The organism is Actinoplanes sp. NPDC049265, assembly GCF_043197135.1.
Lineage (GTDB): Bacteria > Actinomycetota > Actinomycetes > Mycobacteriales > Micromonosporaceae > Actinoplanes.
This window is the reverse complement of the sequence record NZ_JBICSP010000009.1, coordinates 91694-114981: the sequence shown is the minus strand read 5'-3', so window position 1 is coordinate 114981 and position 23288 is coordinate 91694. Positions and strand designations below refer to the sequence as shown.

Below are 23288 nucleotides of genomic sequence, written 5' to 3'. Positions count from 1 at the left end.
GGCCATGACACAGCGTCGTTGGTTAATCACGGGATGCTCTTCCGGGCTGGGGCGGGCCCTGGCCGAACGACTGGCCGCGGACGGCGACCAGGTGCTCGCCACCGCCCGGGACGCCGCCCGCCTCACCGACCTCGCCGCCCCCGGCCTGCGCACTGCCGCCCTCGACGTGCGTGACGACGGGCAGTGCGCGGCCGCGGTCCAGCTCGCCACGGAAGAGTTCGGCGGCGTCGACATCCTCGTCAACAACGCCGGGTACGGGCAGTTCGGCGTGGTCGAGGAAGTCCGCGACGACGAACTCGCGGCCCAGTTCGACACCAACGTGTACGGGCCGTGGCGGCTGCTGCGGCACGTCCTGCCGGTGTGGCGGGCGCAGGGGCGCGGGCACGCGATCTTCTCGTCGTCGGTGTCCGGGACGGTGGCGCTGCCCGGCCTGTCCGCGTACACGGCGAGCAAGTTCGCGCTCGAAGGACTGGCCGAGGCGCTGGCGACGGAAGCCGGCCAGTTCGGGGTCAAGGTGACGATCCTGCAGCTCGGCGGGTTCGCCACCGCGTACGGCCGGAACCTGATCTTGCCTTCGAACCCCATCGAGGCCTACCAGCCGCTGGTCGGTGGCATGCTCGACGCGCTGCGCGGGATGGCCGAGAGCGCCATCGTGAGCCCGCCGAGCCTGTTCGTGGACAGCGTGCGGCGGGTCGCGGACATGCCCGAGCCGCCGCTGCGCCTGCCGGTCGGGCCGGCTGCCTTCAGCTTCATCGAGCCGGCGCTGGCGGCGCGGAAGGCCGCCTTCGACACCGCCCGCGACCTGATGGTCCTCCCCGCCTAGACGGTGTGGGTGGGCGGGGCGCTGGTCTGAACTACCACTGTGTCGGGCGGTGGTGGGTGTGGGTGGGCGGGGCGCTGGTCTGGGCTACCACTGTGTCGGGAGGTGGTGGGTGTGGGTGGGCGGGGCGCTGGTCTGGGCTACCACTGTGTCGGGCGGAGGTGGGCGTGGGCGGGCGGGGCGCTGCTCTGGGCTCACGCTGGTCGGCCGTGACGGTGGGCGGGGTGGGCGGCAGCCGGCCCCTTGACGTTGAGCTAGAGGCACCCATTGGTGCGCAGAGCGCTCTGCGCACCAATGGGTGGGTGAGTAGAGCGCTCTGCTCACCGGTGGTTGTCAGTGGCCGCCGGGGCGGGGGGAGGGGACCTGGGGGCGGGCGGGGTAGCCGAGGAGCTCGATCAGGTTGCCGGTGGCGGTGGTGAAGGCGCGGTTGATGTCGTCGTCGAAGTGGTTCTGCCAGTCGCCGGCGGTGCCCTTGCGGTAGTGCGAGATCGGCTGGTTGCCGCGCATCCGGGCGAAGCTGTAGCGCTCGCGCAGGGTGGCCAGGTCGTCCGGTGGGATGGTGATGCCGCAGTGCCGGAGCAGGCGGTCGAGTTCGCCGGCCTGCCGGGCGCCGGTCAGGTCTTCGTAGCGGAACAGGGCGATGCGCTCGTCCTGGGCGGCGGTCACCCAGGAGCGCAGCGCCCGGAAGGTGCCCTTGCGGTTGTGGTGGCCGATCAGGTGGATCAGGCCGTCCTTGACCGGCCGGGCGGATAGTTCGCGGCGCAGCTGGGGGATGTCGCCCATTGGGCCGTGCGTTTTCAGCGTGGAGAAATAGCTCGACACCACCATGTCGCGTGGGTCGCGATAGATGAAGAATGCTCGCCACGGATCCGGTTTGGGAATGGTTTCGAACTTGTGGTGCGACAGGAACATCGACAGGGCGATGCGGTGTCGTGGCGGGGGTTCCGGGTGCTGCCACTTGTAGTAGCGCGGGACATACGGCAATAATCCCGAATAGCGATAGACGAGCGGATCGCCGAACAGCGCGGTTATCCATTGGCTGGCGGTCTTGCGGATCGCACAATGATAGATGTTGGCGAATTCGGTGCGGGTGGTGACCGGGACGGCGAGCCTGAGGCGGACGTTGTGGGCTTCGAGCTGGGCCCGGCGGGCGGCGATGCGCCACGACTCGGGCGTGTTCTGCTTGGCGAAGGTCACGGTGCGGTTGATCATTCCTCGGTCCCTGATCCGTGCCGCCGGGAACGGCTCCCGGCGGCGGTCGAGGTGCTGTCGAAATGGTCGCTGAACGATGGCCGGCCCCCGTTTTGGAGGGCCGGGTTCGTGGGTTCGCGTCAACCGCCCGATAACACGAACCGTGCCGTGACTTTACAACAAAAAACGGTCGCCCGCACTGCTGTCTAGACGTGTGTCGAACAACTTGGTACATGCATGTAAACGGCTCGGTAGGAAAACAAAAAGCCGCCGGATCATCCGGCGGCTTTCGTTGAAGGGTCAGTTGTCGGAGGGCCTGGGGCGGTCGTCGGGATCGGCCGCGATGCCGCCGTCCAGATGCGGCTCCGGTGTGGCCGGCGGCGGTGCGGAGTCGGACCACGGTGACGTGGAGGCGGCCGGCGGCTCGTCGGGGTCGGGCGTGGTGAAGGCCGGCGGCGGCGAGGTCGCGGGAACCGACGGCGTGTCGACGGCCGGAGCAGCAGGCGAAGGTGTGGCCGGGGCGCTGGTGTCGGGGGGTGTGGAGGCGCCCGGCGCGGGTGCGGCCGGGGCGCTGGTGTCGGGGGGAGTGGCGGTGGCGGCGGGCGGAGGCGGGGTCTCCGGAGCGGGCGGCGCCGTCGGGTCGGGCGGCGTCGGCGTGGCGCCCGGCGGCGGGGTGCCGGTGTGCGGCGGGGCCGAGGGCGGGGCCAGGTCGGCGGCCAGGCGGGCGAAGTTCAGGCTCCAGCCCACGCCGAACAGCGGCGGCCCGACCAGCCTCGGGTTGTCGGGGTCCCAGAGCTTCTGCTTGATGCTGTCGGCGGTCGGGGCGCGGAAGTCGTACGGCACGCCGCCGACATCCCCGTGCCAGTCCCGCTCAGCGGTTGGTTTGTCCAGCTCACGTGCGACGGCGGCGCCGGTAAGGACGCCGGCGGCCGCGGCGACGATACGTGCCAGTGCGACGTTCATCCGGCCAGACTACGACGCCTGGTCGAGGGTGGCGCCGGAGAAGACCCGGACGGGGTCAACCCAGGAGCTCGGGCGGCTGCCACTTCTCGCCGCGGACGTGGTGGGCCAGGAAGGCCAGCACGGTCTCGTACCAGACCTTGGCGTTGCCGGGCTTGGTGATCCAGTGGGTCTCGTCGGGGAAGTAGAGGAAGCGGTGCGGGCTGGGCTCGGCGCCGGACCGGGACTGCAGGTCCCACCACAGGCGCAGGGCCTCGCTGATCGGCACGCGATGGTCGCGGTCGCCGTGGATGACCAGCATCGGCGTACGGATGGAATCGGCGAAGCCGTGCGGTGAGCTCGCCGCGGCCGCGACCGGCGGCAGCTCGCGGCTCCACACGTCGGCCGTGTCGGTGGTGGCGCCGAACTGGTCGAGCGCCCACAGCGAGGCGTGCGTGACGATCGCCGCGAACCGGTCGGTGTGCCCGGCGATCCAGTTGGCCATGTAGCCGCCGAACGACCCGCCCATGACCGCGATCCGCGACTCGTCGACGTCGTCGCGGGCGATAGTGGCGTCGGTGACGGTCATCAGGTCGGTGTACGGTTTGCCGCCCCAGGAACCCCAGCCGCGCTCCATGAAGTGGTAGCCGTACCCGGTGGACAGGGCCGGGTCGGGCATCAGCACGGCGTACCCGTCGGCCACCGCGATCCACGGATTCCACCGCCACGACCAGGAGTTCCACGAGTGGCGGGGCCCGCCGTGGATCCAGAGCAGCATGGGTACGGGCGAAGCGGCGCCGGCGTGGTGCGGCAGGGCGAGCCAGGCCCGCAGCGGGGTGCCGTCCTCGGCCGTCGTGGTGATCTCGGTCAGCCGCCCGGGCAGCTCGATCGCGGCGGCGGGGGAGGGCAGCTCTTCGACGCCGGCGCCGGTGAGCGAGACACGGACCGGCCGGGGCTGGCCGTCGATGGCCGACCGCAGCGCGTACGCCCACCGCCCGTCCGGCGCCACCCGGACGTCGGTGTACGCGCCGTCGTCGTCGGTCAGCCGGGCCACCTCGCCGGACTCGACGTCGACCCGCCACAACGGCGACCGCCCCTGGTCGTCCGCGCTGATCACCAGCGCCGCGCCGTCCGGCGTCCACCGGCCGGGATGCGGCCACCGGTCCCAGTCCCGGGTCAGGTCCCGCACCGGCCCGCCGGCCAGCGGCACGATCGCCAGCCAGCCGGTCTGCGACGCCTGGGGGGTGGACCGCCGCCAGACCACCATCGCCACCCGGCTGCCGTCGGGGGAGACGCGCGGCGAGTCGTAGGTCAGCCGGGGGTCGGCGGCCAGGGTGCGCCGCTCGCCGGTGGCGACGTCGATCGCGACCAGCGACACGTGCCGCTCGCCGGCCACGCGGGCGGTCCACGTGGTGACCACGGTCCGGCCGTCGGGGCTGAGGTCCCAGTCGGCGGCGTCGTCCAGCGCCGGCCCGACGTGCCCGGTGAGGTCGCGCAGTTCGCCGCCGGCGCCGGTGACGACCAGCCGGGTCCGGTCCGGACCGAGGTCGTGGTCCCAGTACCGGGCCGGGAACGCGTCGTGCAGGACGGCCGAGACCCCGCCGTCCTTGCGCCGCTCGCGGAGTTCCTGGTCGGCCGGGGCGTCGGGGGCGGACGGCATCAGGCCGGTCCCGAACAGCACCGTGCCGTCGGCGCCGGTGCGCGGTCCGCGTACCCCATGGGGTGGGGTGACCAGCACTCTCGCGTCTCCGCCGTCTCTCGGCTGCACCCACAACGCGGGCCGGGCCTCCGCGCCCTCCTCGGCGTCGGGGTCCGGCCGTTTCGACACGAAGAGCAGGTCGCCGTCCGGCGTGAACGCGGCCGCCGCCTCGCCCTCGGAACTGCGGGTCAACCGGCGGGCCGGTCGGCGCCCCTCCGGGTCGATCTCCCACAGCGCGGTGAGGTAGCGGGTGTTCTTCCGATCGGGTGTGGCCACCCCGACGACGAGGCGGCTGCCGTCGGGGGCCAGCCACAGTCCGTCCACGCGGGGAAGTGCGACGTAGGCGTCGAGATCGGCGAAAGGGACCATGCCGCTTTCATACCACCCGGGTCAGGTGAGCAGGACCTCGCGCATCTGCTTGCCCGGGTTGAAGGTGCCGAGGGGGCGGCCGGAGCCGGGCTCGTACACCTGCAGGGTGTTGTTTCGGCGCATCAGCTCGCGGATGGACAGGGCGATCGGCGGCGGCTCGTCCATCGCGTCGTGCAGGGCGCGGGCCGACGTGATCAGGCTGTGGGCCAGGCCGGCGCCGTCGCTGTCGACCGGTACGCCGAAGAACTCCCACCCGGCCACGGTCAGGTCGAGCAGTTCGAAGAGGTGGTCCAGCACCGGGGTCGGGTCGGACACCTTGGTCAGGCGCTTGGCCTGGGCGCCGACGACAGCGGTGGCGCCGGCGATCTGGGCGTACGGATGAAAGCCGCTCCGCAACTCGAACATCGGCCAGCGCAGGTAGGGTGCGGCGTCGCGCCACAGTGGCCGGTAGTTGCGGCGGTCGACGGCGAACCAGTGCCCGGTGCGCTGGTGCAGGTCGGTCACCTGACCGGCGATCTGGGCGTGGGCCTCGTCGGCCGACTGGTGGATCACCTCGGCCGCCACGGCCAGCCCGTCGTCGCCGGCCAGCATCCGCGTCACGGTGTCGGCCTGGTCGGCGAACCGCATCATCACGGCGCCGCCGAACTGCGTGCGTACGTCATGCAGAAGCGCGTCCCGCACACCCGGATCGTGCTGCACCGGCTGCCGACCCGCGCCGCGCCGGAACCACCGCATATCGCCTCGTCTCGCCGTCCCTGGCCGGTCGCGGCAATGCTAGTCGCCGCAGTGATCACATGTTGGAGAGGGCCACCGCGAAGACCGCGCCCGAGGCGGCGAGCAGGCAGCACATGGTGCCGCCCATCACCAGCAGGGCCGGGCGGATCCGCAGGAACAGCCGCAGCAGCAGGTAGACGCCGGCCGCGCCGATGAACGCCATGACCGCGAGGTACGAGACGAAGACGAACGCCGCGCCGATCACGACCGCCACGCCGATGGCCGTCCCGGTCGCCGCCCGCTGGTCGAGGTCGGGGCGCAGCACCAGGTAGGCCGCCGCACCGGTGAACAGCAGCACGACCACCGCGGTGGCGCCGACGTGGACGCGGGCCAGCAGCAGCATCAGGGCGAAGGCCAGCACGACGGCGGCTACGACACCGACCCCGGCCGCGACGGCCCGCTGGAGACCCAGCCGCCGGACCAGGGCGGGCAGCGACGTGGCACCGGCATAGCAGGCGGCCAGCCCGATCATCAACGCGAGTGAGGAGTCCATGGCGGTCGATGCTACGAGGTGCGCGCACCCCCGCCGTCGGCGACGATCTCGAGGTCGATCGGAGTGCCCTGCTCGACCGTGCGGCTGACCGTGCACTCGCGCTCGACGGCGGTGCGCAGCGCCTTCACCACCCGGCCGCGCTCGGTGTCGTCCAGTCCGGCCAGATCGACGTCGAGCGTGACCGAGATCCGCTGGTACTCGTGGGTGCCCGGGGCGCGGTCGCGGTCCACTGTCGCGTTCACCCGGGCGTCCGGCCCGGAGCGGCGTACGACCATGTCCTCGATCGTCACCGTCGAGCACGAGGCGACGGCCAGTTGCAGCAGCTCACCGGGCGAGAAGGCGCCGGCCACCTCGTCGGTGCCGATGCGCACCTCGGCGCCCCGTTCGTTGCGCCCGATCCACGTGTGCGTGCCGACTCGCTCCACGCTGCCACCATGACCTGCCATGACGCCTCCTCGATGAACGGTTCGGGTTCGATTCTGTCGTACGGGCCGTCGTCGCTGCCGGCCGTGCCCGCGCACACGTCGACGACTTCCGGAAACTTTCGAGGATGCGAGACGTTGCGGGGTGCACGAAACCGTCCTGAACGGGGGCAAACATCGGCCGACCGGATGAGCCGGACCCTTGCGCCGGGACCGCACCATGACCTCGTGTTGCGAAAAGTCCTCACCCTGGTGCTGGTCGGCGCAGTCGCCTCGGCCGGGCTCGTGGCCAGTGGGTCGGCCGAGGTCACGGCGGCCCGATCGGCGGCCATCGACGTGCTGTTCGTCGGCAACAGCCTGATCGGCACCCGGGCCATCACCGGCGCGGACACCCCCGACGTGATCCGTGAGATGGCCCGCGAACGTGGCCGTACGATCCGGGTGACCAAGGCCATCCGCTATGGCAGCACGCTGCAGAAGAGCTGGGACACCGGCCTGTCGCAACGGCCGCTGACCGCCGGCCGCCGGTACGACGTCATCCTGCTGCAGGAGTTCAGCGTGCTGGTGGCCACCGACCCGGGCCGGGTGCGGCGGACCCTGCTGGCCACGTACACCCAGGCCCTGGCCCGGTCCCTCAAGCCCGGCGGCCGGGTGATCCTGTTCAAGAACTGGGCGCTGGTCAACCCGAGGCCGTTCGGCTCGCGGGCCGCGAACGTGGCCGCGATCGACACCAACTATGCCCGGCTGGCCGCCGCGCTGCCCCTGCCGGTCGCGATCGCGCCGGTCAGCGACGCCTTCGAGAGCGTGGTGGCCCGCCGCGGCACCACCCCGCTGATCGTCAAGGACGGCAAGCACCCGACCGGTCAGGCCATCTACCTGGACGCCGCGATCCTGTACGGGATGTTCTTCGGCGAGTCGCCGGCCGACCTGCCCAACCTCTACCTGAGGGCGGACACGGCCCGCTACCTGCGCGAGGTGGCGAGCCGAACGCTGGCCGCCTAGCTCAACTCACGGTTCCGCCGGCCGATAAGCGGGGCGTGCCCCTTCCCGTGCCCGCCGACTCCCATGGGGTGCTGTTCGGCTGTGCGCTGGAAGTGCACAACCTCACCATGAACGGGCGGCACCACGAGGCGCTGGTGCTCGGCGACCGGGCCGAGGCGGTGCTGCTGACGCTCGGTGACCGCCCGGCGTACCTGCTGGCCCGCCAGGCGCGGATGTACGCGCTGCTGGGCCTCGGCCGCCTGAACGAGGCGCTGTCCATCAGCGAGGAGCTGGCCGCCGCCCGCCGGGTCTCGGGGCCCCGCGCCAACTACGTCAAGATCCTGGCCGACCAGGCCGACCTCTACGTCAAGCTGGGCCGGACCGACGAGGGCCTGCACCTGCTGGCCCGCGCGATCACCGAGCTGGAGCTGTTGCCCCACCAGGGCCGCTACTTCTCGGCACTCTGCTCGATCAGTGACGCCGCCCTCGCCGCCGAGCTGTACGAGCTGGCCGACCGGTGTGCCCGGGACTCCGGCGCCGACCCGGTGTTCCAAGAGAGCCTGCGGCTGATGCACGCCGAGATGCTGCTGGAGTGGGGGATGCGGCTGCAGCAGCTGGGTGCGGCCGGTGAGGCCCGGTCCCGGCTGACCCGCAGCGTCGAGCTGGCCCGGGAGCACCGGGCTCTCGACCCGGACGCGCCGGTGGTGGTCGCGCTGCTCGCGGTCGGCCTGGCCCGCACCGGCCGGCCGGGCGAGGCGATCGAGCTGGCCGAGGAGCACCTGCTGCCGCTGCGGGCGCAGGGGTTACGGCACGAGGCGCGGCTGCTGCACATCGCCTACGGTTCGGCGTTGCACGAGCTCGGCGACCCGCGCGGCGCCTTCCGGGAGCTGACCGCGGCCCTGGAGCTGTCCGAGCAGACCGGTCAACGGCTGATCATCCGGTACGAACTGGCCCGGATCGCCGCCGCCATGGACCCCGGCGCGGCGGCCACGACGATGCTCGACACCCTGCGCGACCAGCTCGCCCTGCTGTGGCGGCAGCGTCTCGACCGGCGGCAGATGCTGCGGCAGGCCCGGCGCCGGGCCGAGCTCGAGGCGGCCCGCGACCGCGCCGAGGACGTCGCCGTCTCGGACGCGCTGACCGGGCTGGGCAACCGGCGTGCGTTCGACGCGCGGCTGGGCCGGACCGGGCGTGGCACCGCGCTGATCCTGGTCGACGTGGACCACTTCAAGGACATCAACGACACCTACTCGCACGGCGTCGGCGACCGGGTGCTGCACGCGGTGGCCGACGTGCTGCGGGCGCACTGCCGGCAGGGCGAGGCCGCGGTCCGCTTCGGCGGCGACGAGTTCGCCGTCTTCCTCGACGCCGACCTGCCCACCGCGGCGGCGATCGCGCGGCGCGTCCGGGCGGCGGTCCGCGGCTACGACTGGAACACGCTGATGCCGGGCCTGCGGGTGACGCTGAGCATCGGGGCCGCGGTGTGGACCGACGGCATGCGCGGGCCCGACCTGTTCGACCAGGCCGACCGGCAGCTCTACGCGGCCAAGCGGCAGGGCCGGGACCTGGTCGTCGCCTGAACCCTTGGGCGGCCGGCTACGTGATTACCGGGTGTGAGCCAAGCCGTCCTCGAGCACCCCGCGCCGGCCTCGCCGTCGGCCCCGACCGGGCGGGTGGCGGGACTGGACGGGCTCCGCGGCCTCTGCGCGCTGTACGTGCTGCTCTTCCACTGCTGGGCGTACACCTTCAAGGGCTTTCCCAAGAGCACCGGCCCGGCCTGGCTGGACTGGCTCGGCCTGGGCCGGCTGGCGGTGGTGTTCTTCCTGGTGCTGTCCGGTTTCTCGTTGGCCGTGGGCCCGGCCCGCAACGGCTGGCGGCTGGGCGGGCTGGGCCGGTTCGCGCGGCGCCGGGCCTGGCGGATCCTCCCGGCGTACTGGGCCGCCCTGGCCTTCAGCCTGGTCATCACCCTGACCGTGGTCCGGATGCCGCACTCGGGCCCGCCCAACGGCAAGTCCGTTGTCGTTTTCGGCCTGCTCCTGCAGGACCTGGTCCGCGCGCCCACGCCGAACGGCGCCTTCTGGTCGATCAGCGTCGAGGCTCTGCTCTACCTGACCTTCCCGGCGCTCCTGCTGATCATCCGGCGGGCCGGCGTCACCGCCATGCTGTTTACCGCAACGATTCCGGTCGTGCTGGCCGGCCTGATCTTCGCCCCGGCCGGTGCAGCCGCCCGGTACTTGACCTGGCAGCTGCTCCCGGTGTTCGCGGCGGGGGTCGCGGCCGCGGCGATTCTGCCGGCTTCTTCGACGGTACGCCGGGCGGCATGGCCGGCGATGACGATGGCGGTGGCCCTCCCGGTCGCCGCGCTCATCGTGCTCGAGGGTGGTGGCTGGGTCGTCGCCCACTACTTCTGGGTCGACCTGGCCGTCACCCCGGCTCTGGCCCTGCTCGTGGTCACCCTGGCCACCGGCCGCCCCGCGCCGCTGGTCCGGCTGCTCAGCTCACGGCCGCTGGCCCGGCTGGGCTCCTTCTCGTACAGCCTCTACCTGATCCACCTGCCGATCGTGGTGGCGTTCAGCCTGACCGTGGTGGCGCCCCGGCTCGGTCACGGCCTGGCCGCGTTCGCGGTTACCACCGCGGTTACCGGGAGCGTGTCCCTCGTCACTGCCTGGCTGTTCGCCAAGCTCTTCGAGTTCCCCTTCCAGCGCCGCCGCTCGATCACCGCCCTGCTCAAGCGCACTCCACTGTCGACTTCCGGACCGTCCGGGCAGTCTTGACATTGAGCCATCTCACTGCTTGACGCCGCCCGGCCCGACTGTCATTGTCTCATCGGCGACTTTCGAACCAGTTCACCACGGGGGCGGACTAAATGCTGGTCGGGCGATGGCACGCGTCTGCCTTTTTCAGGCGCGCGGCAAAACGGCTCACTTCTCGTCTTTCCGCGGCTCGGCCGCACGGTCCGCAGACCTATTGGCGGCAGCCGCGTAAGGCGCTCTGGCGGCACAGCACACGGCTGGCGATCGCCGCCGCGCTGGCCTTCATCCTGGCGCTCAACCTGGGCGGCTCCGGCATCGCGCCGACACCGGCCGCCGTGCGCGACCGGCTCCAGGCCGCCGCGCACAAGGCGCAGGCCAAGCCGTCGCAGCGCTGGGGGACAGCCGCCGGCGGCGCCAGCGTCACCGGCAAGAACGGCAACCACACCATCCCGGCCTCCGAGCGTGGCCGCTACCCCCTGTTCAAGGGCCAGGCCGCGCCGAAGGCACCGGCCAACAAGGCCTCGGTCACCACCGGTCCGGCCGGCCGCAAGGCCGGCTTCGACCGCCGGACCAGCCGGGTGCAGGCGCCGCGCAACGCCACCGAGCGGATCTACGACAACGCCGACGGCACCCAGACCACCGAGTTCTCCGGCACGCCGATCAACTACCGGCGGCCCGACGGCAGCTGGGCGCCGATCGACAGTGACCTGGCCGCGGACGGCGCCGGCTGGAAGAACACCGCCGACGCGGTGGACGTCCGCCTGGCGCCCCGGGCCGACCACCCCGAGCTGGTCAAGCTCACCCTGGACGCCGGGCACGTCTTCGCGTACGGGCTGGCCGGTGCGGCCGCCGCGACCGGGCGCGCCGACGGCGAGTCGATCAGCTACCCCGGCGTACTCCCCGATGTGGACCTGAAGCTGCGGGCCGAGCCCGGTGGCAGCAAAGAGACAATCGTCCTGCGCTCGGCCGGCGCGCCGCGCGTGTACGACTTCCCGCTGCGCCTGACCGGGCTGACCGCACGCCTCGCCGGCCGCCAGATCGAGCTGGTCGACGCGGCCGGCCAGGTCCGGGCCGTGGTTCCGGCCGGTTCCATGGAAGACTCGGCCGATCAGCCGGCCCGCTCCGACAACGTGAGCTACGCGCTGCGCGACGGCGGCCGGACGCTGCGGATCACCGCCGACGCGAAGTGGCTGGCCGCGCCCGAGCGGGTCTTCCCGGTCCTGCTCGACCCGACTGTCGGCCCGCCGGTCGAGCCCGGTGCCGGCAACGGCGCCATGTACGTGCGCGGCAGCTCCACCGTCGGCGGCGGCACCGAGCTGCTGGTCGGCAACGACGGTCAGAACGCGGCCTCGTACATCAAGTTCGACGCGGTCAGCACCAAGCTGGCCAACCACACGATCCTCGGCGCCGGCCTCAGCCTGATCAACTTCGACGCCGGCTCCTGCCGGTCCCGGCCGATCGCCGTGCACGGCGTCACCCAGTCCTGGTCGGCCGACGGCAACTACAGCTACCCCGGCCCCAACGTCGGCGGCTCCCTCGGCTCGGCGTCGTTCGCGCACGGGTACATCCCGTTCGGTGCCAGCTCGTCGCCGTGCCCGGCGGCGGCCGAGTTCATCGACCTCGGCGACGGCGGTCGCAAACTGATCCAGGGCTGGGCCAACGGCGGGGCCAACAACGGGCTCTCGCTGCGGGCCAACACCTCGGACAGCAAGAACTGGAAGAAGTTCGGCGGCACGAGCACGGCCAACAAGCCGACGCTGTACGTGACGCACAGCCCGTACAACGCCAAGTACGAGATCCCCAACCCCGTCCCGGTCCCCGATGTCACCCAGGTCCAGGACGGCAAGGTCAAGGTCACGGTCACCAACACCAGCGCCGAAGGCTGGACGCCGAGCACCTACTACCTGGCCTACCGCGCCTACAACGCGCAGACCGGCGCCGCGGTGGGGCAGCAGCGCGCGGCCACACTGCCCGGCAACGTCGCCCGCAACGGCAAGGTCACGCTGGACGCGACCGTCAAGCACCTGCCGCCGGGCACGTACTTCCTCGACTTCACCATGGTCCGCACCGGCGGCGCGGTGTTCACCGACTACCAGGTGCCGCCGGCCCGCATCGTGCTGCGCATCATCGACATCCCGGCGGTCATCGCCGAGCTCTACCCGCCCAACGGCTACCAGGCCCAGACCCTGCAGCCGTTGCTCTGGGCCCGGGCCGTCGACACCGACGCGCCGCCCGGGCAGACCCTGCAGTTCAAGTTCGAGGTCTGTGACGTCGACGCCGACGGCAAGCCGGTGTCCTGCACCAACTCCGGCTACCAGACCAAGCAGGCATGGACGGTTCCGGCCGGCCGGCTGGTCTGGGGCAAGAGCTACCAGTGGCGTACGACGGTCAAGGACAACAACAACGAGACGGTGGCGCCGTACTCGACGATGTTCTCCTCGGTCCCGCAACCGGACGTGATCTCCAAGGTGGCCGGCGCTCCGTACGCGGAGAAGGGCCGTGAGTTCGACGCCAACACCGGCAACCTGAGCACCGCCGCGGTCGACGCCGTGGTCGCCACGGCCGGCGTCGACCTGAACGTCGCGCGCACCTACAACAGTACGGACCCGCGGACCGACGGCGCGTTCGGCGCGGGCTGGTCGTCGCGGTACGACATGAAGGTCGTGCCGGACACCGACGGTTCCGGCAACGTCGTCATCACCTATCAGGACGGCCAGGCGGTCCGGTTCGGCAAGAACCCGGACGGCACGTTCGTCCCGCCGTCCGGCCGCGTCGCCAAGCTCACCACCAACAGCACCAGCTGGGTTCTGCTCGACAAGAGCGGCACCACCTACACGTTCAGCCTGGGCAGCGGCAAGCTGAGCAAGATCACCAACAATTCCGGCAGCTCGATCGTCTTCACCAACGACACGAACACCGGGAAGCTGGCCAAGGCCCAGGTCTCCAACAGCCAGACCAACACCGCCGGCCGGGCGCTGAAGTTCACCTGGACCGGCAACCACGTCACCCAGGTCACCACCGACGTGATCAACGGCGCGGCGCTGGTATGGAAATACACGTACGACGGTGACCAGCTCAAGACCGTCTGCACGCCCGACTCCAAGTGCACCACCTACGACTACAGCCCCGGCTCGCACTACCGCACGGCCGTGCAGGACGCCAAGCCCGAGTCGTACTGGCGCCTGAACGACAGCGCGTCGTCCACCGGCGCGGTCAGCAACGTCGGCGCGGCCAGCGACGTCGCGGTCAACCTGGGCAAGGACGCCGGCACCTACCAGAACGTGACCCTCGGGGCCGACGGTGCGCTGGCCGGCACCGACAACAAGGCGGCCTCGTTCAACGGCACCAACTCGTCGATCACCCTGCCCAAGGGCACGCTGAAGAAGAGCCGGGACGCCGCCGTCGAGGTCTGGTTCAAGATCGGCCTGACCCAGACCGGTGGCCCGCTGATCGGCTACCAGGACAAGGCGCTCGGCACCACACCCACCAACGGTGTGCCGATCCTCTACACCGGCACCGACGGCCTGCTCCGCGGCCAGTTCGCGGTGGGCGCGATCGACCCGATCACGTCGTCGGCGACGGTCAACAACAACGTCTGGCACCACGCCGTGCTGACCCTGCTCGGCGGCACACAGACCCTGTGGCTGGACGGCAACAAGGTCGGCGAGCGGACCAACGTCAGCGTCGACGCCAACCTGCTCTCCGAGAACCAGATCGGTGCCGCCACGGTCACCACGCCCGCCTCCTGGAAAAACTGGGGCACCGCGAACCAGCGCAGTTTCCAGGGCGTCATCGACGAGGTGGCGATCTACAACCATCCGCTCGGTGAGGCCACGGTCAAGGCGCACAAGGCCATGTCGTCGCCGGCCGCGCAGCAGCTGAGCCGGGTGACCCTGCCCAGCAACAAGATCGCGTCGCAGATCGTCTACGACACCGACACCGACCGGGTCAAGGAGTACACCGACGGCAACGGCGGCACCTGGGACGTCGGTAAGCCGGCCGTCTACGGTGACGACGACGACCTGCGCCGCAGCATCCAGGTCAACGACCCGGCCGACCGCCCGTACCTCTACGAGTACGACGCCATCACCGGCCAAATGCTGCGCTCGGGCACCCCGCTCGGCCTGGAGACCCGGCCCGAGGACCTGCCCCGGCCCAGCACGCCGCCGTCCGACCCGCCGGTCGAGCAGTGCTCCCAGCCCGACCCGCAGGACCCCGGCTTCTGCACGATCATTCCCGACGACTCGGGCGGCCCGATCTTCGTCCGGCACGATCTCGACGGCATGGCCATCCGCAGCTTCAGCTACAACGCGCAAGGCTTCCAGAACAAGGTCACCAACGAGAACGGTGACAGCGTCGAGATGACGTACGACAAGCGGGGCAACGTCGTCACCCGCAAGACCTGCCGTACGCAGTCGCTGTGCTTCACCTCGTACACCACCTACTCGACGACCATCACCGACGAGTTCGACCCGCGGCGCGACCTGGCCGTGGAGACCCGCGACTCGCGGTCCGCGTCGGCCACCGACGCCAACTACGACACGAGCTACACCTACGCGCCGGTCACCGGAAACCTGCTGCAGCAGAACAACCCCGACGGCAGCTACGCCAAGCACACCTACACCAACGGCGGCGAGCCGGCGGTGGGCGGCGGCAACCCGCCGTCCGGTCTGCTGGCCACCACCACCGACGCCCGGGACAAGACCACCCAGTACGCGTACTACCAGAACGGTGACCTGGCCCGGGTCACCGACCCGATGGGCCTGATCACCGAGTACACGTACGACACGCTCGGCCGGAAGGTCTCCGAGAAACAGACCTCGGACACCTTCCCGAACGGCGTCACCACGGCCTACTCGTACGACGCGCAGGGCCGGATGCTCACCGGCGTCGGCCCGGCGACGACGGACGCGGTCACCGGGGTGAAGCACCAGACCCAGACCGCCAACGTCTACGACGCCGACGGCAACGTCACCAGCACCACGGTCTCCGACCTGCTGGGTGGCGACCAGCCGCGGACCGCGCTGACCGAGTTCGACGAGTACAACCGCCCGATCCGCCAGGTCGACCCGCTCGGCAACGAGACCACCGCCGCCTACGACCGCTTCGGCAACAAGGTGTCCGAACAGGACGCCAACGGCAACCGCGTCGACTACGCCTACACCGCCCAGAACAAGATCGCCGAGGTCCGCCTGCGCGACTGGCACAGCGACCCCGAGGGCGCTCCCGCCACCGGCACCGGCGACTACCTGGTCCTGCAGAAATACTCCTACGACTTCGCCGGCCGCCAGGCCAGCGTCACCGACGCCATGGGCCGGCGCCTGGAATACCAGTACTACAAGGACGACCTGCCCTACCGCACGATCCTGAAGAACTTCCACAACCCCGACGGCACCACCCGCGACTTCATCGTCGAGGAGAACGAGTACGACGGCGCCGGCAACGCCATCAAGAAGACCCTGAACAACGGCCAGCAGTCGGTCGCCAACGAGGTCGACGCGGCCGGCAAGGTCGTCAAGACGACGTCCATGCCCGGCACCAACGTCGAGCGGGTCAGCACGTTCAAGTTCGACCTGAACGGCAACGTGACCCTGACGACCCAGTCCGGCAAGCCGTCCAACCTGCCCTGGCTGGTGGCGGCCGAGACGCAGCAGGTCGCCTACGTCTACGACGACGGCAACAAGATGACCAAGGAGACGGTCACCGGCAGCGGCGGCAAGACCCAGGTCACCACCAACAAGTACGACAAGCGTGGCCTGCTCGTCTCGTCGACCGACCCGCGCGGCAACGTGACTGGCGCGGACCCGGCGGCTTACACGACGGACGTCACCAACGACGAGCTGGGCCGGCCCACGGTCACCACCGATGCCCCGGCGAAGGCGGAAAGCAACGGCCAGCCCGCCACGACGGTGCGGTCGGTGTCGAAGGTGGGCTTCAACGCCTTCGGTGAGCAGGTCGCCACGCAGGACCCGCTGGGCAACATCTCCCGGGCCGAGTTCGACCTGAACGGCCGGCCGGTGAAGGGAATCGCCCCGAGCTACACGGCGCCCGGGGCCAGCGAGGCGGTCATCCCGGTCACCGAGACCCGCTACGACCCGGCCGGCAACGCGATCGAGACGATCGACCCCGATGGCACGTCCACGCGGTTCAACTATGACCAGCTCAACCGGTTGACGGTCAAGGACGAGCCCGGGCGGACCAACGACGACCGGGCGATCACCCGGATGACGTACAGCCGTACCGGCAAGCCCCTGGCTGTAGTCGGTCCGACCGGAGCAAGGGTCGAGACGACGTACGACGACCTGGACCGGACCGTCACCAGTACCCAGGTCGAGCGATACCCGGCGACCGACAACTTCACCACGCGGATCACCTACGACGACGCCGGCAACGTGGTGGCGACCAAGTCGCCGAGCGGCGCCACCACCCAGAACGCCTTCGACGGTCAAGGCCAGGTCATCAAGACCACCTCGCCGCAGGGAGTCGTCACCCAGTTCGGGTACGACTACAGCGGCCGGCAGGTGCGGGCCACCGACGGCAAGGGCCGTACGACGCGGGTCGGGTACGACCTGTTCGGCAACCGGATCAGCGACTCGAACCTGAACGCCGCCGGTGACACCCTTCGCACGACGACGTACGACTACGACCCGACCGGCAACCTGGTCCAGTCGACCGACCCCTACCAGACCAAGACCACCTACACCTGGGACGCGGCGAATCAGCTGGTCAGCCAGACCGAGCCGGTCACCGACACCAAGTCGATCACCACGTCGTGGGGATACGACGCCGCCGGCAACCGCACCCGGTACACCGACGGCCGCGGCAACTCGACCATCTACACCGTCAACAGCCTTGGACTGAACGAGTCGACGATCGACCCGGCCACCACAGCGCAGCCGGCCACGACCGACCGCACGTGGTCGGTCGCGTACGACAAGAGCATGCAGGCCGTGCGACTGTACGCGCCGGCCGGAGTGATCCGGACCCGGGGATACGACGCAGCCGGCAACATGACCAGCGAGACCGGCGCCGGGGCGGAGGCGGCCACCACCGCCCGGACGCTCGGCTACGACACCGTCGGACGGCTCACCTCGGTCAGCGCACCCGGTGGCACCGATACCTACAGCTACAACGACCGCGGCAACCTGCTCGGCGCCTCCGGGCCGTCAGGCAATGCCTCGTTTGCCTTCGACGCGGACGGCAACCAGACCAGCCGCACCGACGCCGCGGGCACGGCGGTCTTCGCTTACGACCGAGGCCGGCTGGACACGGTCAAGGACGGGCTCACGGGAGTCACCGAGAAGCTCGGCTATGACAGCGCCGGCATGCTGACCAGCATCGCGTACGGCGCACTGTCCGCCCGGACGTACGGCTACGACGACTATGGCCGGATCTCCAGCGACACGATCAAGAATTCGGCCGGACAGACGGTGTCGTCGATCGCCTACGGCTTCGACCTCAACGGTCAGGTCACCAGCAAGAACACGACCGGCACGGCTGGTTCTGGACAGAACACGTACGGCTACGACAAGGCCGGGCGGCTCACCTCATGGACCAGTGCGGCCGGCACGGTCGCCTACGAGTGGGACGACTCGGGCAACCGGGTCAAGGCCGGATCGAAGACAGCTACCTACGACGAGCGGAACCGTCTGCTCTCGGACGGCGACTACACCTACGCCTACACCGCACGCGGAACTCTCAAGTCGCGCACCAGCTCGGGGCTCACCGAGCAGTACGCGTTCGACGCCTTCGACCGGATGGTCACCGGCATCGGGACGAACTACACCTACGACGGTTCGGACCGGGTCGCCGCCCGCAACGGTATTCGCTGGACCTATGGCGGCGGCAGTGACGACCCGGTGTCCGACGGTGCGGAGACGTTCGCCCGTGGTCTGGGCGGCGAGCTGCTGGCCGTCGGGCAGGGGCAGCAGGCGCGGTTGACGATCGCGGACGTGCACGGCGACATCGTGGCAGTACTCGACCCGACTCAGACGTCGGCGACCAAGCCGGCGTCGTCTACCGCCTACGACCCGTGGGGCAAGGTGCTCGCCACCGACGGCGACACCGGAAACCTCGGCTTCCAGGGCGACTGGACCGACCCGGACACCAAGCAGATCGACATGGGTGCCCGGTGGTACGACCCGGGCACGGGCACCTTCGACTCACGTGACACCGTCGACTACTCAAGCGGTGACTCGATCCTGGCCAACCGGTACGCGTACGGCGCCGGAGCTCCGCTGGACTACAACGACCCGGACGGTCACTGGCCGAACTGGAAGAAGATCGGCAGCTCGATCTCGTCCGGATGGAACACGGTCAAGACCGCCACCGTGAACTTCGCGAGCAGCGTCGCCTCGACGGTGTACAACTCGGCTGTCAGCTTCGGGCGCACGGTGTGGAGCGGGATCAAGGCGGTCGGCTCGGCGATCAAGCACACCGCGGTCGCCTTCTACCACGCCAGTGGTCTGGACCGGGTGGTCAACAAGGTCCGCGAGGGCTATCACGCTCTCAAGAGCGGCAACTTCAAGGACTGGGCCAAACAGCAGGCCCGAGCGGCCGCGAAACACCTGAACGAAGTACGCAAAGCAGTCACCGCCAAGGCGAGGGCCGCGGTCAAGGCGGCGATCAAGTACACGCCGATCCCGGCGATCATGGCGGCGGCCAAGCCACTGATCAAGATGGCCGGCAAGGTCATCCAGAGCGCGGCCAAGATCGCACCGGCCCTGGTGTCGATGACCGTGCAGGCGGTCACCGACCCGTCGAAGTTCGCCACGAACCTCTACAACAAAGCGGTCGAGTCGGTCGGCGCTGTGGTGGCGACCGTCTCCAAAGCGGCCGACGCGGTCGGCCAGTTCGTCCAGGAACATCAGGACGCGATCATTGAGGGCCTGGCCATCATCGGCGGTATCGCGGCCGGTGTGGCCTGTGGCGCGATCACGCTGGGCGTGGGCGCGGTCGCCTGCGCGGTCGGCGCGGCCGCTCTGATCAACCTGGGCAAGGACGCCGCCCAGGGCAACATCCACAGCTTCGGCGACGCCTTCAAGTCGGCCGCGATCGGCGGTCTGCAAGGACTGGTCGGAGCCGGAGCCGGCGCGATCGGCGGCAAGCTCGCCGGTGCGGTGCTCGGCAAGATGGGCGGCTTTGCCGGCTCGGCCGGCGGAAGGGCCCTGGGCGGCGCCATCGAGGGCGGCGTCAGCGACAGCATCACGCAGTACGCGACCACCGGCAAGGTGGACCTCGTCGGCGTGGCCATGAGCACCGGCATCGGCGCGGCCACCGGCGGCTTCGGCCGATCCGGTGGTGGCAGGCGATCCGAGGGTGGTAGTTGCCGCACCCCGAACAGCTTCGACGGCGCAACCGGCGTACTCATGGCCGACGGTTCGACGAAGCGGATCAGTCTGGTCATGGTCGGGGACACGGTAGTGGCCACCGACCCGACGACGGGCCGTACCGAGGACCGGGTCGTCACCGACGTGATCGTGGGAACCGGCGAGAAGCACCTCGTCGAGATCACTGTCGACACCGACACGGGCCTGCAGCGGATCGTCGCCACCGACGAACACCCGTTCTGGGTCACCGATCTCCAGACGTGGGTGTTCCCGAAGAACCTTCGTCCCGGATACCGGTTCGAGACGGCCGATCATCGTCAGGCGACCGTCCACAGCACTCGGGCGTGGACCGAGAACACCACGGTCTACAACCTCACCGTCGACGAACTGCATACGTATTACGTGGAGGCCGGCAACACTCCGGTTCTGGTCCACAACTGTGGCGAAGACATCTACGACAACCAGGGCCGGACGAAGCACGGCCGGGAGCAGCGCCAGACCAGCCGCGGAGTCAGCGGTGCCGAGCCGACCGACGGCCAGGCAGCGTTCGAGAACTCGATCGAGTGGACCCCCGAGGCTCCTGGACAGGCTCCGCGACGGATCGGCGTCTCCAATGGAGAGATCGTTATTCTGGACCGAACCGAGCAGAGGGCGTGCGGTTGTGGTGCGCAGGAGGACGGATACAACAACATCTGGCACGGCCACGTCCGACCTTGGGACGAGCTCAAGGACAACATGAAAGAAGCTCTGAAGAAGGCCAAACTGGTCGACAAGAAGGGCCGGCAGAGATAGTGGAGGAGCCCGTCGTGTCTGAGGAAGCCCCCGATGATTGGCGTGAACGTACGGCTGCGATCGTGCGTGGGGACGACACCACGGAGGCGACGGGCGCCCTCCTCGCACTGACCTTCGATGAACCCGATCGTGCCTGGATGGAGGCCTTCCTGCTCGACCTGGTGGACAACGCACACGACCCCCAGGTAAGGGCCCTCGCCGTCATCTGCCTCGGTCATCTGGCTCGAATTCATCGCGCCACGACACCGCTGGTTATCGCGAAATTGCAGGAATTGAAGAATGACGCAGATCTGCGCTCGAGAGCGGTGAACGCTTTGGACGACATTCAGTCCTACACCGCTCATCGGGTGTGATGTCGAGCCGACTTACGGCTGCGGCATACGACATAGGCGAATAATACGGGGAGGAAGACATGAGACGACGTCGGCCGTGGCGGGGGATCCGCCACGCGTTACTGGCGTTAGTGGTAGGAGCTGGGGCGGCCGTGGCGCTGCCGATGGCTCCGGCCGCGATGGCCGACGCGGCCGGGGTTGGCGGCGACTATGTGCCGCTGACCTCGGACACGCGGGTGCTGAACACCGCCAGCGGCGTTGGGGCGCCCAAGGGGCCCAAGGGACCGGGGACCACCACCTCGTTCCAGGTGACCGGCGTGGGCAGCGTGCCCACGACCAACGTCAGGGCCGTCCTGGTCGACATCGCCGCCCAGGGGCCGACGGCCAACACGTTCCTGACGATCTGGAACAAGGACGCGGCAGCGCGGCCCATCGTCGGATCGCTCAACGTCACCACCGGTGAGCAGATCTCCGCCACGGCCATCGTCGAGGTCGGGTCCTCCGGCCAGCTGAGCGTCTTCAACAATGCCGGGAACACCGACATCTTCGTCGACGTGATGGGCTACTTCACCACGGTCAAGACGGCCACCGGGCCGGGTGGGTTCGTACCCGTCGTCGGCAACCCGACCGTGGTCAACGTGACCGGCATCGCGGCCAACGGCAGCAAGGTCGTCAACATGGGCGGCGGCGTGGTTCCGGCCGGGTCGCCCGCGGTCTTCGTCGACCTGCAGGCCGGCGCCGCGCAGAAGGCGGGTTGGATCGGCACCGTTCCGGGTGGCGGCACCGTGCAGACGAGCAGCCTCGAGTTCCAGCCGGGCACCACGTCCTCGGGGGCGGTGGTCCGGGTCGGCAGCGACGGCTCGGTGACGGTCAACAATCACAGCACCGGAACGGTCAACGTGCTGGTCCGGCTGCTCGGCTACTTCACCAGCTCGAACAGCACCGGGGCGGGCGCCCGGCCGCTGGCCCGGCGGCTGATCGACACGACGCTGCCGGCCAACGGGTCGGTGGACGTGGCGGTTGGCGGCACCAACGGGCTGCCGACCAAGAACATCGCCGGAGCCGCCCTGTTCTTCACCGCCAACAGCCCGACCGAGTCGGGCTACTTCAAGGCGTGGGGCGTCGGCAACACCGAACCGGGCAGCTCGGTCTCGACCTGGCCGGCGGACAAGCAGCGTGGTGGCATGGCCATCATCAAGCCCGGAACCGACGGCAAGATCAGGGTCAAGAGCGTCTCCACCGGTACGGTCCGGCTGACTGTCGACCTGCAGGCGTGGTTCGCCGACCCGATCGCCCCGCTGCCGATCGCGCAGTTCACGCCGGTCTCGGTGGCGCAGGGCGGCGCGGCCGCCGGTTCGTCGCTCGGGTCGCTGGAGTACGCGTACGTCGACAACATCGGCGTCCCGCGCCTCGGCCACCAGGCCGACCCCGACCAGATCACGGTTCAGTGGAGCCCGGCGGCGACCGACGGCTCGTACACCGGGCAGCCGGGCATCAGCACCTACACCGACGGCCGGACACAGGTGACTGTGCAGCGGACGTCCGGTGACTACTGGGCCGCGAGCCAGACCGCGGTCGGTGCCGCGACCTACAACGCCTGGGGCAACCTGGGCGGCACGATGGCCTCGCCGCCGACCCAGATCACCCTGGCCACCGGCACCACGATCAACCTGGCGGTCGACTCGGACGGCGCCCTGTGGCACCACCGGATCGTCACCGGCACCACCTCGTACTGGCGCAACCTGGGCGACCAGGATCTCGTCGGGCCGGTCACCGCGGTGCCGGTCGCGCAGGGCCAGCAGCTGTTCGCCCGGGACACCTCGGGTGCGGTGCGTACGGTGCTCTACGCCAACGACGGCACCATGGGCGCCTGGGTCAACCTGGGCGGCAACGGTGTGACCGACCGGCCCGCCGTGGTGGCCTACCCCGGCCCGCGCCTGCGGGTCTTCGCCCGGGCCGGTGACGGCAGCGTCCAGACGAAGATCCAGAACATCGACGGCACCTGGCCGGAGGACTGGGCGCAGGTCGGTTCCCAGATCGCCGCCGGCGCGCCCGCCGCGATCCTCGACCCGGTCCTGGGCCGGACCGCCGTGGTCGTTCGCGGTGCCGACAACGAGGTCTACACGGTGTTCGAGACCGCCGCCGGCTCAGGCACCTGGGGCCAGTGGAAGCTGATCAGCACGGACGGGAACTCCGACCCGGCGGCCAGCGACCCGACCATCGCCCCGATCCGGAAGGGCTCCGGTCAGACGTTCCTGATCGCCTTCCGCAACCCGAACGACACCACCCGGGTCTACTACCGCCAGGACCAGGTCGCCCTGGCCAAGGCGAGGACGGCCGCGACACCGGCCTTCACCGGGTACTCGTTGCCCAAGCCGCCGGCTGGGCGCTGAC

13 protein-coding genes are annotated in these 23288 nt (G+C 70.1%); 7 read left to right on the top strand and 6 right to left on the bottom strand.

The window, feature by feature from the left end; all coding sequences use genetic code 11:
* The first annotated feature begins 4 nt into the window (after positions 1-4).
* The gene (locus ACGFIO_RS22250) at positions 5-823 is read left to right on the top strand and encodes an SDR family oxidoreductase (protein WP_392828201.1); all 819 of its coding nucleotides are present in this window, start codon (positions 5-7) and stop codon (positions 821-823) included.
* 330 nt (positions 824-1153) lie between these two features.
* Here the strand turns inward: ACGFIO_RS22250 and ACGFIO_RS22245 are convergent, their stop codons facing one another.
* The 6 genes from ACGFIO_RS22245 to ACGFIO_RS22220 form a co-directional block, all read right to left on the bottom strand.
* The gene (locus ACGFIO_RS22245; RefSeq protein ID WP_392828200.1) at positions 1154-2032 is read right to left on the bottom strand and encodes a sulfotransferase domain-containing protein; all 879 of its coding nucleotides are present in this window, start codon (positions 2030-2032) and stop codon (positions 1154-1156) included.
* Between the two features lie 279 nt (positions 2033-2311).
* A complete protein-coding gene (locus tag ACGFIO_RS22240) occupies positions 2312-2974 on the bottom strand; it encodes a hypothetical protein (RefSeq protein WP_392828199.1) in 663 nt (220 codons plus the stop codon).
* A gap of 55 nt (positions 2975-3029) precedes the next feature.
* Positions 3030-5018, bottom strand: a complete 1989-nt coding sequence (locus ACGFIO_RS22235; RefSeq protein ID WP_392828198.1) for an alpha/beta fold hydrolase — start codon at positions 5016-5018, stop codon at positions 3030-3032.
* A gap of 21 nt (positions 5019-5039) precedes the next feature.
* Positions 5040-5699: a hypothetical protein gene (locus tag ACGFIO_RS22230; RefSeq protein WP_392828197.1), complete on the bottom strand. Its 660-nt coding sequence runs from the start codon at positions 5697-5699 to the stop codon at positions 5040-5042.
* 109 nt (positions 5700-5808) lie between these two features.
* A complete protein-coding gene (locus tag ACGFIO_RS22225; RefSeq protein ID WP_392828196.1) occupies positions 5809-6285 on the bottom strand; it encodes a hypothetical protein in 477 nt (158 codons plus the stop codon).
* Positions 6286-6296: 11 nt separating this feature from the next.
* Positions 6297-6731 (bottom strand): OsmC family protein, encoded by a 435-nt coding sequence (locus ACGFIO_RS22220; protein ID WP_392828195.1) that lies wholly within the window; start codon positions 6729-6731, stop codon positions 6297-6299.
* 204 nt (positions 6732-6935) lie between these two features.
* Between ACGFIO_RS22220 and ACGFIO_RS22215 the strand changes: the two genes are divergently transcribed.
* From ACGFIO_RS22215 to ACGFIO_RS22190, 6 genes are all read left to right on the top strand, one after another.
* Entirely contained in the window at positions 6936-7709 is a 774-nt protein-coding gene (locus ACGFIO_RS22215; protein ID WP_392828194.1) for a hypothetical protein, read from the top strand.
* A 35-nt stretch (positions 7710-7744) separates the two neighbouring features.
* Positions 7745-9268 carry a diguanylate cyclase gene (locus tag ACGFIO_RS22210; RefSeq protein WP_392828193.1) on the top strand — a complete coding sequence of 508 codons (1524 nt, stop codon included), beginning with the start codon at positions 7745-7747 and terminating at the stop codon, positions 9266-9268.
* Between the two features lie 33 nt (positions 9269-9301).
* Positions 9302-10462: an acyltransferase family protein gene (locus ACGFIO_RS22205; protein WP_392828192.1), complete on the top strand. Its 1161-nt coding sequence runs from the start codon at positions 9302-9304 to the stop codon at positions 10460-10462.
* Positions 10463-10554: 92 nt separating this feature from the next.
* Positions 10555-20562 carry a LamG-like jellyroll fold domain-containing protein gene (locus ACGFIO_RS22200; RefSeq protein WP_392828191.1) on the top strand — a complete coding sequence of 3336 codons (10008 nt, stop codon included), beginning with the start codon at positions 10555-10557 and terminating at the stop codon, positions 20560-20562.
* A 14-nt stretch (positions 20563-20576) separates the two neighbouring features.
* Positions 20577-20915 carry a hypothetical protein gene (locus ACGFIO_RS22195; RefSeq protein ID WP_392828190.1) on the top strand — a complete coding sequence of 113 codons (339 nt, stop codon included), beginning with the start codon at positions 20577-20579 and terminating at the stop codon, positions 20913-20915.
* Between the two features lie 131 nt (positions 20916-21046).
* Positions 21047-23287 (top strand): hypothetical protein, encoded by a 2241-nt coding sequence (locus ACGFIO_RS22190; protein WP_392828189.1) that lies wholly within the window; start codon positions 21047-21049, stop codon positions 23285-23287.
* The last annotated feature ends 1 nt before the right edge of the window (position 23288 follow it).

Excerpts from the sequence above, each read along its gene's own strand:
- ACGFIO_RS22250 (WP_392828201.1), top strand. The coding sequence starts at position 5 with ATGACACAGCGTCGTTGGTTAATCACGGGATGCTCTTCCGGGCTGGGG.
- ACGFIO_RS22245 (WP_392828200.1), bottom strand. The coding sequence starts at position 2,032 with ATGATCAACCGCACCGTGACCTTCGCCAAGCAGAACACGCCCGAGTCG.
- ACGFIO_RS22240 (WP_392828199.1), bottom strand. The coding sequence starts at position 2,974 with ATGAACGTCGCACTGGCACGTATCGTCGCCGCGGCCGCCGGCGTCCTT.
- ACGFIO_RS22235 (WP_392828198.1), bottom strand. The coding sequence starts at position 5,018 with ATGGTCCCTTTCGCCGATCTCGACGCCTACGTCGCACTTCCCCGCGTG.
- ACGFIO_RS22225 (WP_392828196.1), bottom strand. The coding sequence starts at position 6,285 with ATGGACTCCTCACTCGCGTTGATGATCGGGCTGGCCGCCTGCTATGCC.
- ACGFIO_RS22220 (WP_392828195.1), bottom strand. The coding sequence starts at position 6,731 with ATGGCAGGTCATGGTGGCAGCGTGGAGCGAGTCGGCACGCACACGTGG.
- ACGFIO_RS22200 (WP_392828191.1), top strand. The coding sequence starts at position 10,555 with ATGCTGGTCGGGCGATGGCACGCGTCTGCCTTTTTCAGGCGCGCGGCA.